The following is a 14,783-nucleotide window of genomic DNA, read 5'->3' as shown; positions in this document are numbered from 1 at the left end:
TCTTTGGGAGAGGGGCTGGGGGTGAGGGAAAAGATTTAAGCAAAATTGGGATGCTCCCTCGCTAAAAACTGTTGATTTATAATGAGACTTTAGGGATTTAGTCCAGCTTGTTGAAAACTCATTCTCAGTAGAACTTCTTGTTTCATGGGGTGATGGCTTTTACCCCAAAAAACTTGTAGAGACGGCGATTTATCGCGTCTCGAAAACCCAAAATTTTTGCCAGTAGCCCTTAACCCAAGCATATTGGCTTTTACCCCTCATTCATTGCCAATAACATTTAAATCTATAAAATTAATTAGAACATTCTCGACTCAATAGCAACTGCCCATTATCAAGCCGATATAATCCTTGCGGTTCAATAATCGGATCGCCTTTCTTCCAAGGACGGGATGTAATTTCTACACCTCTTACCTCACCAGTTGTGTAATTAGAAACCAAAGCATTATCAGGCCGATTATTGGTTAAAGCACCGGAACCTGTAATGGTAAAAGAATTTTCTTGTCGCTTGCTAGCGCGGGAAATGCAGCTATTGGCAATGAGTGCATTGGTATCAATGACTGGAGGTAATTCGGTAAAGCTGTTTTGAATGGAACTGGTATCAGGTGCGTTAATGCTAATCACTCCTGAAACGCCTTGTTCTGAACTGGCGGTAATATCACTTTTTTCAGTTGGCTTTGTCCGCGATTCGATACCAAAGATACCTTGAGACTTGATTTCGACGTTCCCACCTGTTCCTGTGAAAGCGTTGGCTGTGATGTCGCTGTTTTCTTCGGGGATGGCGACGATAAATCTTGAATAGATATTGATATTACCACCATCGCCACCTGATTGGGCTGTACCTGCGGTAGTCGAAATTCCGCTACCGCGACGCAATATTAAGCGATCGCTAGCAGTTAAATTAATATTTCCACCATCACCAGAGTTGGTGGTTGCTGTAATAAATCCTTTGTTATCAAGTGTTGTGGAACCAGAATTAATATTAATATCTCCGGCTTTCCCTTGCCCCACACTGCTGGTACTTACTCGCCCAGCATTACTTAAATACAAAGAATCTGTTGTCAGGTAAATATTACCTCCATTGCCCACAGCTGTTGGACTGACTGTACTAAAAATACCGCTAGAAAAACCTGTGGTGCCAATACCATCGATTAGAATGCGATCGCGTGCATCAATGGTAATATCACCCCCATTACCTCTCGAAAAAGTACTAGCATTGACTATTCCACCATTGGTTAAAGACAAAGAACCTGCTGTCAGGTTAATATTGCCTCCCCTACCTTCAGCTTGACCTTCTAAGGTAGTAAAAACACCGCTTGAACTTCCATTACTACCGACACCATCAATGCCAATAGCATCGCCAGCATTAACTATAATGTCACCTGCATTACCTTTACCGAAACTGCTAGCAAAAAGTTGTCCGCCGTTGCTTAATGTTAAGGAATTGGTTGTAATTTGGATATCCCCACCTTTGCCAACTCCAGCGAACAAAGAACTAAAAACGCCAGTCGGTTTATTGCCAGTAGTACCATCGATAATTACAGCATCGCGGGTATCGATAAAGATATTACCACCATCACCTTGACCACTACTAAAAGCGGCAAGTTCACCACCATTTTTTATAAATAATTCTCTAGCGTTGATGCGAATATTCCCAGCATTACCTGTGCTACTGCTTACCGTAGGACTGCCTATGGAAGTAATTAAACTATTTTTCCCACCATCCAAAGTTACTGTATCACGGGCATTGATGGTGATATTGCCTCCATTTCCCTGTCCACCTGAGTTTCCAGCAATGGTTGCACCGTTGGTGACGGAAAGTGACCCTGTTGTAATTTCGATGTCACCTCCTTTACCTTCACCACTCGCCAATAAACTAAATAAACCACTCTTTGCATCAATAATTTTACCAGTACTCAAAGTTACACCCTTGACGACACCATCAAAAGTTACTGTATCACGAGCATTGATGGTGATATTTCCAGCATTACCTTTCCCTCCGTCATGTGAAGAGGATATCATACCGCCATTTGTGAAAAACAGCGATCCTGTTTCAATTTGAATATTTCCGGCGTTACCATTGTATGCTTCCATAGTGGCACGACTAGATAAACCATTACCGCCAATTCCATCAAAAGTAATAGTATTGCCAACATCAAGAAAGATATTACCTCCATTTCCTTGTCCGCCGTTGCTAGCATTTAGTTGACCGCCATCTTTCAGTAGTAAATTACTTGCAGTAATGCGAATATCACCAGCATTACCTATCGCGTTCTCAATGCCGAAACTTGATACTATACTGCCATCTTTTTTTCTGCCTCCAAAACCCGAAAATGTCACATTATCACGGGCATTAATAGTGATATTTCCTGCATTTCCGACTCCACCAGTAAAGCTAGATATTTCGGCACCATTAGTAACAGAAAGTGATCCTGTAGTAACTTGAATGTTTCCTGCTTTTCCGACACCTCCAATGTTTAAGTTGCCTTTCAAACCACTATACGAATCATAATCCTTATTATTAAGGTCAAACTTACCCGCGTCGATAAAAACACCATCTAGCTTGACATTATCAGAGGCTTCGACAGTAATATTTCCGGCATTACCTTGTCCTGATACATTTGTCGATACTTGACTGCCATTAGTTAACGAGAGTGAACCTGTTTTCAGGTAAATATTTCCTCCGTTACCTACCCCATCATTAAACACATAACTACTAACATTGCTCTTAGTATCGAAGGTTATATTATCAAGGGCATTAATGCTGATATTACCTGCATTTCCTTTGGCACTGGTACTGCTACTAATAAAGGCTCCATTGGTAGCTTTTAGCGTACCTGTTGTGATTTGAATATTACCTGCATTACCTTCAGCAGTGGGTTGCACATCATTAATAATCCGGCTAAAAACATTACCGTCATTACCATCTAATGAAATATTATTACGAGCATTAATGATGATATTACCAGAATTTCCTTTTCCTAAAGTGCTACCTTGAATTTCTGAACCATCGCTTATTTCCAAGGAACTGGTATTAATAGTAACGTTGCCACCATTACCTATTGCACCCTCAATTACCTTGGAAAAAATTCCGTTAGCTTCATTTGGTATTGAAGTCCGAAAACTGATATCACCTTGAGCATTGATATTGACATTTCCTGCCTTACCTTGTCCGTAGAGATCAGCATTGATTTGTCCAGTATTGCTTAACGTCAATGTCCCAGTCGCAATATTGATATCGCCAGCTTGACCAAATGCACTTTCTTGCACTACGTTAGCGATCGCACTTTCATCTATTAATGTTGTATCTCCTGTAGCATTAATAGTAATATCTCCACCCTTACTATTTGGAGTACCTAAGCCTGTATCTATTCCCGCTCTTAATATACTTCCGCCTGCCAAATTTACATTTCGAGCTTGAATGTTGATATTACCGCCACCCGCACCCCGAACATTAACTTCTGCACCATTAGTCAACGAAACATCGGCGCGTTCCACATTCTCAGGTAAAACTAAACCAAAATTATCACCCGCAATATTCAACCCCACCTTTCCCGGTGCAGCCAAACCTGCTAACTCAATATTTCCCCCATAAGCGCGAACACTCCCGCCATCTATATTGATATTTCCACCAACCAGCAGCAAACTTTTACCATCAGCAACTCGCAAACCTGTAACATCATCACCGATGGGATTAATACCTGCGGGTGCTTGGGATTGATTGATAATTCCCCCATAAGCTTGGATTTGATTAAACAGCAATACTGAAGGATTAATAGTCAACAATGGCACAGCTTGGGGATTTGTCGCACTAAAAACCCCTTGATTGCCAAACTGCACACCGTTCGCAGTCGTCCCCACAAAGGAACCCTGAATATTTAAACTGGCATTTTTCCCAAACACAATGCCATTGGGATTTATCAAAAATAAGTTGGCATTAGAACCGACTATACTACCGTTAATAATCTGGAAAGTACCCAGCTGACCCAAAATTTCTGAAGGATTACTACCTGTCACCCGTGCCAAAATATTCTGAATATCTGCGCTAGGACTGAAGAAATAAGCCCCACGTCCCTCGCTGATATTAAATTCTTGAAAGCTGTGAAAAAGATTGATTTGGCGAGTTGCACCACCTGTAATTACTTCTATGGGCTGTCCCTGAAAGTTGCCTATAACTTTAGATGACTCAGTGCCAAGTGTGTTATCAGGCACGATATTACTTTGCTGTGCCTGGGTTTTGCTAGTGAGGAGACTTACACTTAAGCAGCCCAGCAACCCTGCAAATCCAAACTGCAAACACTTGTGTAATCGGTATTTGATCGTCATTGGGTGCGCTTTTATATGGATTATTTGAGTATCTAATAAAACTGCACCCTTGGATAATCAATAAGCGAATATTCGTTAATTATGCAGTTTTCTGCAATCAGGCGATCGCATTTGTGCATTCTCCAGGTATGAAACTGCACGCAAACAAGCAGAAAAGGTGGATGCGTGGCATGAATATGTCGGATATTGTGAAATTCATCGGCAACAGTAAAACTACTGAATACTAATTAGTTCCATCACCAAGAAGTAGGTGGGTGAGAAAATTTATAACTATGTCATTGCGTTGGCGTAAGCCTTCCCGCAGGGTATGCAACGAAGTGGAGTGTACCCCTACGGGGATCTTGCTACGCGTAGCGTCTCTAAGAGTTGCAATCGCAAAGTTTTCACCGATTTAACTTTTAGTTACATAGGTAGGTTTATTAAATGGAGAACAACCCCAATTAGGAGAAAAATTATGTTCAAAAGAATGATTACATCCTTAGTAACATCCGTAGGTTTATTCAGCCTAAATGCTCACCCTGTATTAGCAGAAAGAGCCGTTGATTTTATCTACTCTAAAACCCTTTATCCATCAACTTGCAATATTGTTATTGCAGGTGAAACATATCGTTGTACTTCTACTGTAATGGGTGCTTTCGATAATGCTAGTGCCAATATTAAGTTATGCTCGTCACGCTATTGTTTAATCCTCATTCTGAGTTATCCCCAACTTGTTAATGCCTCTGATGGGGAAAATTTCTATGTTCGCCAATTGGCATGGCAAAAAGGTAGATATATTACTGATCAATGGGATGTATCTCTAACCTGTGGGCTACGTTCAGGAATGGGATGTATAGGAAAATCAGAAGATGGTAGTCCAATTGCTATCTACGTAGAGTAGGTTTTTGCTAAGGAGGTGAAGTCAGGGAAATCATTGCATTTACTCAGAATGAATAAACTTCCATCTCCTCCACGTCCAATTCTTAAGGTTTCATCTAAGTAAGTAATATCTAGTGTGGCAGTTCTATTATTAGGATTATTAGCAGGGACAACCTTAAAGGGGTTGAGTTGAGGGGTATTAATGCCGACAATCTTCTCAATCGATAGGTAGCGTTTGTCAAAATAAACGTTGATGCGTTTGTTCGATGGAGGCTCTAAGTCTTCTTTGGCTGGCTCAAAGCTAGCTGTCACTTTGACATATCCCGATACTAGCCCCAGAGGATGTTTAACCTTAGCTAGATTGAAAAACAATTTATTTGCAACATCAATCACTTGATAAACTTTACCCAGCTTTAATCCCAATGGGAGGGAAACTAAAGAACGGATTTCTCTTGCAGTGGAGTATTGGAGTTGCCAAGCTCCTTCGAGTAAAGAAGTAGCGTAGAGAAGAGGATTGAGATTGGGATTGACGCTCTCCAGTTCTGTCGTCAATTGTTCAATTTCTTCGGCTAAGGTTTTATCTATCTGCAAGTCGGTAATGGGAGAACCATTGCTCTTAGTTGGAATATTCTCAAGGCTGGCTTGTAATTTTTCCTTAATTAAAAGTTGATTGTTCAATGGTTGAATATTTTAATTTACGTATTTTATTACTTTACAGCTATTTTCAGGTAAATAGACCAAGCGGTAGGGGCACAGCAATACTCATTGGTGTCAACTGTTGTCAAAAATAGCTTAACTGTTGGCTTCGTCGCCCGCCAGGGAATAAATTCCCTGGCTAATAGTTTTAAGTCTACTGAAGTAGACTGGAGATTTTTGGCGATATTTAGTCATCTTCAGATGACTTTAGCTATGAGACGGGAATTTCAATTCCCGGCGGACAAGCGGTTTCATGTTAAGAGACTTGCAATTAAATAATGTACCGATATACCAATCAGGTTTTACCGTTATTATGATGGATTCAGAGTTTTCAATCGGTACTTTATTTTGGCGCGAGTCACTAAGAAGTTGACACCAATGAGCAATGCTGTGCCCTGACGACAGATGTGGTTCAAATACATGAAAACTGCTGTAATTCAATTCAACTTTTATGCAGTAAGTGCATAAAAGTTGAATTATTTAGATGAGATTAGTCAATGAGTTGTGGGGTAGGAATTTGCGTATCGATGTCTGCTTGGGAATAAGTGGGAAGTAACCAGGTACTCTCACCCGCCTTGAATACTTTGGCAGGTTCAACATTCAATTCAATGGCACCGGTGGCTGGATTAGTTCTAGCAAGAGATTGTGTGCCATCAACGAACTGGATGGCGATTGGTTCAGTGAGTTCTTGTGGTTGAGCGTTTGGGCCTAGAACCACTTGAGAACCTGCGGGTAAGTAAATGCCATCGCAATCCCAATCATCATCGGTGATTGTTCCTGCACCCAGAAAGTAGAGTTGGGTTGGAGATTTTTTTGGTTTGTTGGCATAGACAGCCAAAGTCTTTCCAGTTTCATTACGGCACTGCGCCCGCTTTCTAGCTGTTTCTATGATATTTTTCTGAGATTGCAATTGTGTCAATCGCTGCTGGAACTGCTCAGGTGTATAGCCAGCTTGCTCAGGTGTATCTTTTACAGTTAGAAGTTGATTGAGCGCCTGAGTTACCTCGGTATAGTCAGCCCCCTTAGTAAAATCCTTGCTTGCCCAAGAAGGTTGAGCAATTACCAGGTTCAGCATCAACACAAGAGCGACAAGAATTATTTTGAGAAACTGCATATTTTCTCCTTTTTTTAATTAGTCTTAAGTACCACTGAAACTTTACCAGATTTAAAAACCTGAAAAATTTTGACTGCATCAGTAATTTTGCTTGCGATCGCGATCGCACCAACCAATAGCCGTAAGATTAATTGTCAAACCCTTAACTGTGTCACCGCGATATTGCCAGAAAAACAAACATCGACATCGCTACCAGGAGTGCGATCGCGTTTGCCATATTCCCCTACATAATAAAAATTATCGCCTTCAATTCGATAGTTCACGGGCAAAGGTTTAGTACAGGGTTGGCAAAACACTACATTAGGATCGGGTTCTCCTGGTTGCAGATGCGGCAAGTTCACATTCCAAAAGCTTCCTGGTTCTAGGGGACGCTTGAGTAAGTCCGCTAAAACTTCAGCTGTCAATTTGGCGGCCAGATCCCAATCAAAACTCTGCTTGGCTTTACGATACTGGGAAATTGCAACTCCAGGAATACCGTGCATTGCCGCTTCCCGCACGGCGGCCACTGTACCAGAAATGTAGGCATCGACTCCCAAGTTACCCCCAGCGTTGATGCCTGAAAGTACAAATTTGACATTTGCGGTAATTTGTGTTATTGCAATTCTTACACAATCAGCAGGAGTACCAGCGATCGCATATTCAGTCTCAGAACGTCGCTGGAGGTTGATAGCACCAGTAGTAGTAACTTGATGTCCACAGCCAGACTGATGCTCGGCAGGAGCCGCGATAATAGTATTTATGCCGTTTACAGCTTTGAGTAAAGCTTGGATACCGGGGGCATCAATGCCGTCGTCGTTAGTTAGTATGATAGTCATGTATGGCAATCCGATAGCGAAGCGGTAGCGAGTCATCGAGCGTCTTTGATTTCTGAATCATTTGTAGAGAAAGGGAACAGGGAAGAATGGCACTAAGAAAAGCCCAAAAGCTTGTGTAGCCTCGTTCCCAGCCTCCAGGCTGGGAATGTATTCCGAGAGGCTCCGCCTCTGGTCAAGAAAGAGGAGGCGGAGCCTCCCAGAATGGGTTCCCAGCCTGGAGGCTGGGAACCAGTCAGGGCAAGGGCTGTATCTTAACTTAGTGCCATTCGGAACAGGGAATAGGGAATAGGGAATAGGGAATAGAGATGTAGGGAGTTTTATTCAAAAATCGAATAGGAGTCCTATTTATATTATTGATATGGATTTAGCTAAAATATCAGAAAAATGCAGATATATCCCTTCTTAGGTATACTAAAGACGGGTTACAGCTTTAGTTTTAAAATCGCCAAGAGTATTGATATACAAAGATTTTTGCCTGGGCAAAAGTCTAGCAATCATCCGTTTTTAGTATAAGCTCAGAAGACATCTCCAGAAATTAACTATGCGTTATCCAAAATCCTTGTAGAGACGTAGCACTGCTACGTCTCTACATTCATTTTCACCAGATGTCTAGAATATATTGCATAGAAACCAGCGATCGCTACATCACCCATCAAGGGGTAAAGCAGGAAAAGCTAGTTGCAGATATGAAAAAATATACTGGATTCTGCCAAAAATATTGATCATAAGATATGATTTCTAGATGGTTTGCAAATTCCGCCCTAAGCATTTGGGTTAACTCCCAAAATGGGCGGTATTTCTTGTCACTAGCAAGAGTGTTAGCCTCAAGTTAACGCTTGCAGCCGCCCCCTGAACAAGTTTGTGCAATCAAAAAATCCTGTGTAATATACAGCAGGGAACAGGGTTGAAAGTCTCTTGATATATGGCTTTGTGCTTAAAATTTGTACCTCACTTACCTGCAATCTGCTGTATATTTGCTAGAAGTAGTAGAAATTTCATACTGGAGAAAATCGGGAAAGAGGTGATTTTTGCAGTGGTTCTGTAGTATTTTTGGTGCAAGTCTGTCTTAGGAATCACACAATGAAACAGCTTTTCAAACAATTATTTAGCAGTCAAAAACACCTCGTTCAGCTAATTTTACCTTTGGTGACGGTTATTATTTTAGCAGCTTCACTGTTTGCTACACCTGCTTTAGCCACAGGTGTGTATCAAATACCCAGCCTGACAGCAGGGAATAACACCTGGGTTTTGGATCAAGGTGAAGTTATCAGCCGTCTGAATGAAGGTAAAATTAGCAGCGCTTTCGAGGATTTGGCAAAGCAAACAAATAAGGAAGTCAGAATTGTTACTGTTCGCCGCCTCGACTACGGTGAAACACCAGAAAGCTTTACTAAAGAACTGTTTGAAAAATGGTTTCCTACAAAAGAAGCCCAAGCTAATCAAACTTTATTGGTGATTGACACAGTTACCAATGGTACTGCCATTCTGACTGGGGATGAAGTTAAACCTTTACTCACTGACGCTATTGCCGAGAGTGTAGCCACTGAAACCGTAAGTGTGCCATTACGCAATGGTAATAAATACAACCAGGCGTTTCTCGATGCAAGCGATCGCCTTGTCGCCGTACTCTCCGGCAAAGCCGATCCAGGTCCACCTAAAATAACTGACAATGTACCTGTTGGAGGCACATTCAAGAAAGCAGAAGAAACCGATCAAGGTAATGCTACAGCTTGGGTAGTAGGATTGTTAATTGCCGCCACCGTTATCCCAATGGCGACTTACTATATCTATCAGATAAATCAGCCATCATCTGATGGGTAATGGCAGAGCTGTTCAATTTTAGATTTTTAATTTTGGATTTTGGTGAAGCAGCACGGTCTTGGGGGTTTCCCCCATGAGTGACTGCTGAACCCGTTCGCGCAGCGTCTCCCCTTGGGAGAAGGGATTGAAGAAAAATCTAAAATCTAAAATCTAAAATCTAAAATTAGCTTAATCTTGAACATACTCTTGCCTTGTAATTAAAGCAACCTCAGCCCGGATAAATTCTCGACCCAAATAAGCGGCATGATTTAATTGAGTTACCGGAGAGGGCTGAGTTTCTTCAAAAATTTTCACGCAAAGTTCTTTCGCCGTCCTCGCGTTAAAGACTGTGGTATGAGTTCGTTCTACCTTTTCTCGTGCGGGAATTACCTTTCCCGTTTCGGGATCGATAGCTAAACCGCGATCGTCAATTACATTTGTAAAATGCTTGGCATAAATTAACCCTGCATCTCGATCCAAGTAAATAATAAAATATCCACCAGGATCGAGGTCAATATGACGCTGGGAAAGTTTATCATCAATTGCGGCTAAATCTTCAACTATTAAATCCATAAGCATTATAAAAAGAAATTTTCTTTCTTCAAGGTTTTATACTCTATATCAAGTGTAATTCTTCGTTTACCCTCTGCCTTGGCAAACTTTTAAGAATCTCGGTTACTAAATGGCAACTCTGCATTAATTGCCTCAATCTGCTGCTGTTCGAGTTGATTCACTTCCTTAATATAGGGAAGTAAAATTTTTCCTAAACGATTATTGTAAAATCGGTGCAAACTGTGGTTGGGCATGGCGGGGAAACCACGGCGTTTTTTATGTCGTCCACCTGCGCCAGGGTCAAAAATTTGGATACCGTTAGCGATCGCCCACTCAATTGGCGCATAATAACAAACATCAAAATGTAAGCAATCTATTTCTTGAAAACTTCCCCAATAGCGTCCATAAAGTTTGTCATCTTTAAACAAACAAAAAGACATTCCTAAAGGATGAGAGTTATCTGCCTCGCTATATGCAGCAACAAACAAGACTCGATGGCGATAATCTGAGTGTAGCTGCTCAAAAAAGCGCTGTGTGAGATACTTACTACCCCACCAGCCAAATTTATCACAGGTGTCAGCATAGAAACGGTGCATCAAGGGAAACAAAGACTGAGGAATTTCATCACCAGTCAGTGGTTGTAATCGTAAACCTGCTTTTTCTACGGCTTTACGTTCCCGCTTGATATTGCGGCGCTGATTGGCGTTAAACACCTTTAAGTAGTCATCAAAAGTTTTAAAGCCAGAATTTTCCCAGATGTAGCTGTGATGTAGCCAAGTTGTAAAACCATGCCGTTCCAGGATAGGACGCCATTGGGGATCGACATAGAGAAAATGACACCCAGAAATTCCATTTTTAGAGCAAAAAGTGTCAATTTCATGCACCATTATCGCTGTGATTTCATCCTCATCTTCTCCTGGGGCAATTAAAAACCGATAGCCTTCAGCCGGAGTAAATGGTGTCATTCCCAGCAATTTTGGGTAATACTGGACTCCGATGCGATCGGCTAACTCTGCCCATTGGTGATCGAAAACAAACTCACCAGAACTATGTCCTTTGAGATAAAGTGGCGCAGCAGCAATCAGCGTTCGATCTCGCCACAATGTCAAGTGATTCGGCAACCAACCAGTTTTAGCCGTAGCACTCTGGGAGGTTTCGATATTGTTCAGCCACTCCCATTCTAAAAATGGCGTTTTGAGTGGCATTGCCAAAGCATTCCAGGCATTTTGGGGTACTTCAGCGATTTTGTTCGTCCAAACGACAGAATAGCGAGGCTTAGGTTGTTCCACTTTTTAGAAGAGTAGGGAGTAGGGAGTAGGGAGTAGGGGAATAAGAATTTTAGATTTTAGATTTTGGATTTTAGATTGAAGAAATTTAATCCAAAATTGTCAATCCAAAATCTAAAATTGAATTGCCCCATGCCCAATCAATAACTTAACTTAGCGTAATCTAATCTGCGGGTCGTTGCAGGCGATAGTGCAAAAACACTTCTTGCTCAACTGTATTAACTTCTAGAAGTTGCAACTTGGGAGCTAAATTGGGTAAAAATCCTTTCCCATCTACAGGTGTGGGTGCAGTATTACCACCTAAAATCAGTGGACAAACAGTCAACCATAATTCATCAATTAAGTCTAATTCCAGTAAGGAAGCGACTAATTTACCTCCACCTAAGACTACCAAGCGTGTTATATGTAGAGTGGCTAGATGCTTCAAAGCTGCGGACATATCAATTTCTCGCGTTGGTGTTTCAAAAACCAGAATTTGCTCAAATTCTGAAGGGTACTCCTCTACTCCGTTTCCCAGAGTTGAGGAAAGCGTCTGTAAACGTCCTTTCCATGAAACCGCTCCTGCTGTTGTGGTGAGTAGCCAACGTCTAACTGGTTGCTGAAAAAAGTGAATTTCCGGATTAAGGTTTGCAGAACGTGTAGTCACTATATGAACTGGCTGCGGAGGCTTCCCTGCTTGGTCCCGAAGTTGCACTAGAGTTGGATCTGATACTGTAAGTGTTGTTCCATAAGCGCCCAGAGTACCAGCACCGAATAGAACGGCATCAGAGGCAGCGATTTGTTTTTCTAAGTGTGCTTTATCAACCCTTGAGCCAAATCGAGCAGGCGATCGCTTAAAATCTGCTATCTTACCATCTACACTCATTGCTAAAACAACTGTAGTATGAGGACGAGGTTGCAACATTAACTTGATTTGATAGTTTTAATATTTTCTTTAGTCGTGTATAAATTCTCAAAAAAACCATGCCTGCAAGCTACTATTTTACAATTTCACCACTGTATTTATATGCAGCACAAATCACTTTTCCATCTAGCATATACAAGTTTTGGTATCTCACGTTTCTTTTTGGATTATAGCAATTTGTTATTTTTAAACATTGAAAATAAAATTCTGATAATTTAATAAAATGTCTCATCTAGCTGGTCTAATTACATATCTTTGCTGTTGTGGTTTGCAGATGCAAAGTGAGACACTCGATGACTAATTCCCGCCAATCTTCCTTTCGCCGAATTTTAGTAACGAGAATATTGCTGCTGTTCGTTCCAGTTTTACTTGTAGGCGAAATTGTTGCCTTAAATAAGGCACGTTCTAGCATATTGGGAACTGCGCGTCAAAATTTAACCGAAAGCGCCATCAGTAAAGGTGAGAGAATTGAAGATGCGATCGCAATCTTAAAAGCTAATTTACTGAGTGTAAGTAAAACGACAGTTATTCCGTCGGGTTCGCGGATACAAGAACAAGAAATTCTCACGCAGTTGAGGCAACAACTTCCAGCCAGTATTGAATGCATCCAATTGACGAATCTGTTAAACCAAAAAATAATTGCTAGTAGCTGTGCAGATCAAGCTATTGGAGAATTGATATTACCTTTGCCAAGTGACGGAATTGATGTCAAATCAATCTTGCCACCAAAGGCAGGAACGACTGGGAAAAGAAACACACAAAATCAACTGCAAGTAGTTTTATCTGCACCAGTTTCCGATAGCCCAAGAAATTTACTTTACAGCTTAAGTATTCAGTCTGCTTTGTACCAACAAACCATAAATCCACCTGGATCGCTCACAGGCGCTATGGTAGTGATTGCTGAAGATGGCACAATTTTGGCACACCCATTCGCAGACTGGGTGGGAACTAATATCAATCAGCACCCTTATGCTTCCCAACTCAAAAGCATAATTAAAAATGCGATCGCTGGGCGAAATGATTCAATAAATTTGTCTTTTACAGATGGCAAAGAATTAGTAGCTGGTTATACAGCTATTGCCAATCCACTTAGTCAACAGCAGCAGCAAAAATGGGTAGTCTTAGCTGTTACGAGTGTTGAAAATGCGCTTTTTGGTTTAGAAGAAATCAAATTAATTCTCATCGTTTTGACAGTTGGTTTGATTGGTGCAAGCTTGTTAGCATCCCTATATTTAGCTCCTTACTTGGCACGTCCTGTAGAAGAATTGCGAGATTACGCTCTCAATATTCACTCTCACCACGCTGCACAACCAGTGCCGCACAATTTTCAAATCCGGGAATTCAATCAACTAGCCCAAGCCTTAGACCAAATGGTAGAACGGCTCAAAGCTGGTTCAGAAGAACTAGAAATGGCTTGGAAAGAAGCAAAAACCGCTAACCAAATTAAAAGCCAGTTTTTGGCTACGACTTCTCATGAATTGAGAAACCCATTAAATATTATTATTAACTGTATTCGCTTGGTTGAAGATGGCTTATGTGATGACCGAGAAGAAGAAATGGAGTTTCTCAAACGTGCAGATGAAACAACGATTCATTTGCTAGGTATTATTAATGATTTACTCGACATTTCTAAAATCGAAGCAGGTAAGCTTTCAGTTGTCTCCACACCCCTTGACCTCCGACAAATATTGTTAGAGGTGATTAATTTACAATCAGTAAATGTTCAACAAAAAGGCTTGCAATTAAAATGTGAGTTAGATTCCCAAGTTATACCAATAAAAGCAGATGCGCCAAAACTAAAGCAAGTGCTGATTAATGTTATCGGTAATGCTACTAAGTTCACCGACACAGGAAGTATCACCATTACTACAGAAATTCAACATAGTAGTGGTCAATCTCAGGTGGTAGTCGCCGTCAAAGATACAGGTATAGGTATCGATCCAACTCAACAGCATAAACTATTTCGTCCCTTTGTGATGGTGAATGGCACAACCACGCGTCAGTTTGAAGGCACTGGACTGGGATTAGCAATTTCACGAAACTTAATTGAACTTATGGGAGGCAGCATTACTCTTGAAAGTGCAGGACTTCATCAAGGTACAACACTAAAAATTACCTTACCTTTGATTGATATCTCACTGTTAGCGGCTCTTAACAAAGAAGGAAATGTAGAGGATTTGGGATTCTCCTCTGGGAATGACGGGGGAAAAGCAAGCCGCTACCCTAGCCTAGAGGATGGGGAAAGTTCTTCTTTGGGGAGCAATAAGCCTGTGAAAATAGAGCTAGACAAAGAGATGTTACCAAAGTCCCTGGTACTAATTGGTAATGAGACTTGCGAGATTCGTCTTTCACCATTGCAAACTATCCTGGTAAGTCTCCCAAAAAGAGGAGTTTGTGCGAATGTGACTTCCGAAAGTTGACTACCCCTTCGGGGC

General features: G+C 41.2%; 10 protein-coding genes. 3 read left to right on the top strand and 7 right to left on the bottom strand.

Annotated features, from left to right (window positions below):
- Positions 1–291: 291 nt before the first annotated feature.
- Positions 292–4,323 carry a two-partner secretion domain-containing protein gene (locus V7K76_RS08430; RefSeq protein WP_334953618.1) on the bottom strand — a complete coding sequence of 1,344 codons (4,032 nt, stop codon included), beginning with the start codon at positions 4,321–4,323 and terminating at the stop codon, positions 292–294.
- A gap of 454 nt (positions 4,324–4,777) precedes the next feature.
- Here V7K76_RS08430 and V7K76_RS08425 point away from each other — a divergent pair, with 454 nt between their 5' ends.
- On the top strand, positions 4,778–5,203 hold the full coding sequence (locus V7K76_RS08425) for a hypothetical protein (RefSeq protein ID WP_334776742.1): 426 nt from the start codon (positions 4,778–4,780) through the stop codon (positions 5,201–5,203).
- Here the strand turns inward: V7K76_RS08425 and V7K76_RS08420 are convergent.
- The 3 genes from V7K76_RS08420 to surE all read right to left on the bottom strand — a co-directional run bounded on the left by V7K76_RS08420 (position 5,191) and on the right by surE (position 7,806).
- On the bottom strand, positions 5,191–5,859 hold the full coding sequence (locus tag V7K76_RS08420) for a PAP/fibrillin family protein (protein WP_334776743.1): 669 nt from the start codon (positions 5,857–5,859) through the stop codon (positions 5,191–5,193). The genes V7K76_RS08425 and V7K76_RS08420 overlap by 13 nt on opposite strands.
- Positions 5,860–6,367: 508 nt before the next feature.
- Positions 6,368–6,991 (bottom strand): hypothetical protein, encoded by a 624-nt coding sequence (locus tag V7K76_RS08415; protein ID WP_334776745.1) that lies wholly within the window; start codon positions 6,989–6,991, stop codon positions 6,368–6,370.
- A gap of 134 nt (positions 6,992–7,125) precedes the next feature.
- Complete coding sequence (gene surE / locus V7K76_RS08410; RefSeq protein WP_334776746.1) at positions 7,126–7,806, bottom strand: 5'/3'-nucleotidase SurE; 681 nt, start codon at positions 7,804–7,806, stop codon at positions 7,126–7,128.
- Between the two features lie 1,080 nt (positions 7,807–8,886).
- On the opposite strand from surE, the gene psb32 reads away from it, so the two are divergent.
- On the top strand, positions 8,887–9,627 hold the full coding sequence (gene psb32 / locus V7K76_RS08405) for a photosystem II repair protein Psb32 (RefSeq protein ID WP_334776747.1): 741 nt from the start codon (positions 8,887–8,889) through the stop codon (positions 9,625–9,627).
- Between the two features lie 168 nt (positions 9,628–9,795).
- On the opposite strand, the gene V7K76_RS08400 is transcribed toward psb32, so the two are convergent.
- The 3 genes from V7K76_RS08400 to V7K76_RS08390 all read right to left on the bottom strand — a co-directional run bounded on the left by V7K76_RS08400 (position 9,796) and on the right by V7K76_RS08390 (position 12,348).
- On the bottom strand, positions 9,796–10,179 hold the full coding sequence (locus V7K76_RS08400) for a DUF4346 domain-containing protein (protein WP_334776748.1): 384 nt from the start codon (positions 10,177–10,179) through the stop codon (positions 9,796–9,798).
- A gap of 89 nt (positions 10,180–10,268) precedes the next feature.
- Positions 10,269–11,447: a GNAT family N-acetyltransferase gene (locus V7K76_RS08395; protein ID WP_334776750.1), complete on the bottom strand. Its 1,179-nt coding sequence runs from the start codon at positions 11,445–11,447 to the stop codon at positions 10,269–10,271.
- A 160-nt stretch (positions 11,448–11,607) separates the two neighbouring features.
- Positions 11,608–12,348, bottom strand: a complete 741-nt coding sequence (locus V7K76_RS08390; protein ID WP_334776751.1) for a RibD family protein — start codon at positions 12,346–12,348, stop codon at positions 11,608–11,610.
- 293 nt (positions 12,349–12,641) lie between these two features.
- Between V7K76_RS08390 and V7K76_RS08385 the strand changes: the two genes are divergently transcribed.
- Positions 12,642–14,768, top strand: coding sequence for an ATP-binding protein (locus tag V7K76_RS08385; protein WP_334776752.1), 2,127 nt, complete (start codon positions 12,642–12,644; stop codon positions 14,766–14,768).
- Positions 14,769–14,783: the final 15 nt, after the last annotated feature.

Source organism: Nostoc sp. (assembly GCF_036917975.1).
Taxonomy (GTDB): domain Bacteria; phylum Cyanobacteriota; class Cyanobacteriia; order Cyanobacteriales; family Nostocaceae; genus Nostoc.
The sequence above is the reverse complement of the archived record's forward strand: the minus strand, read 5'-3'. Positions and strand labels throughout refer to the sequence as shown.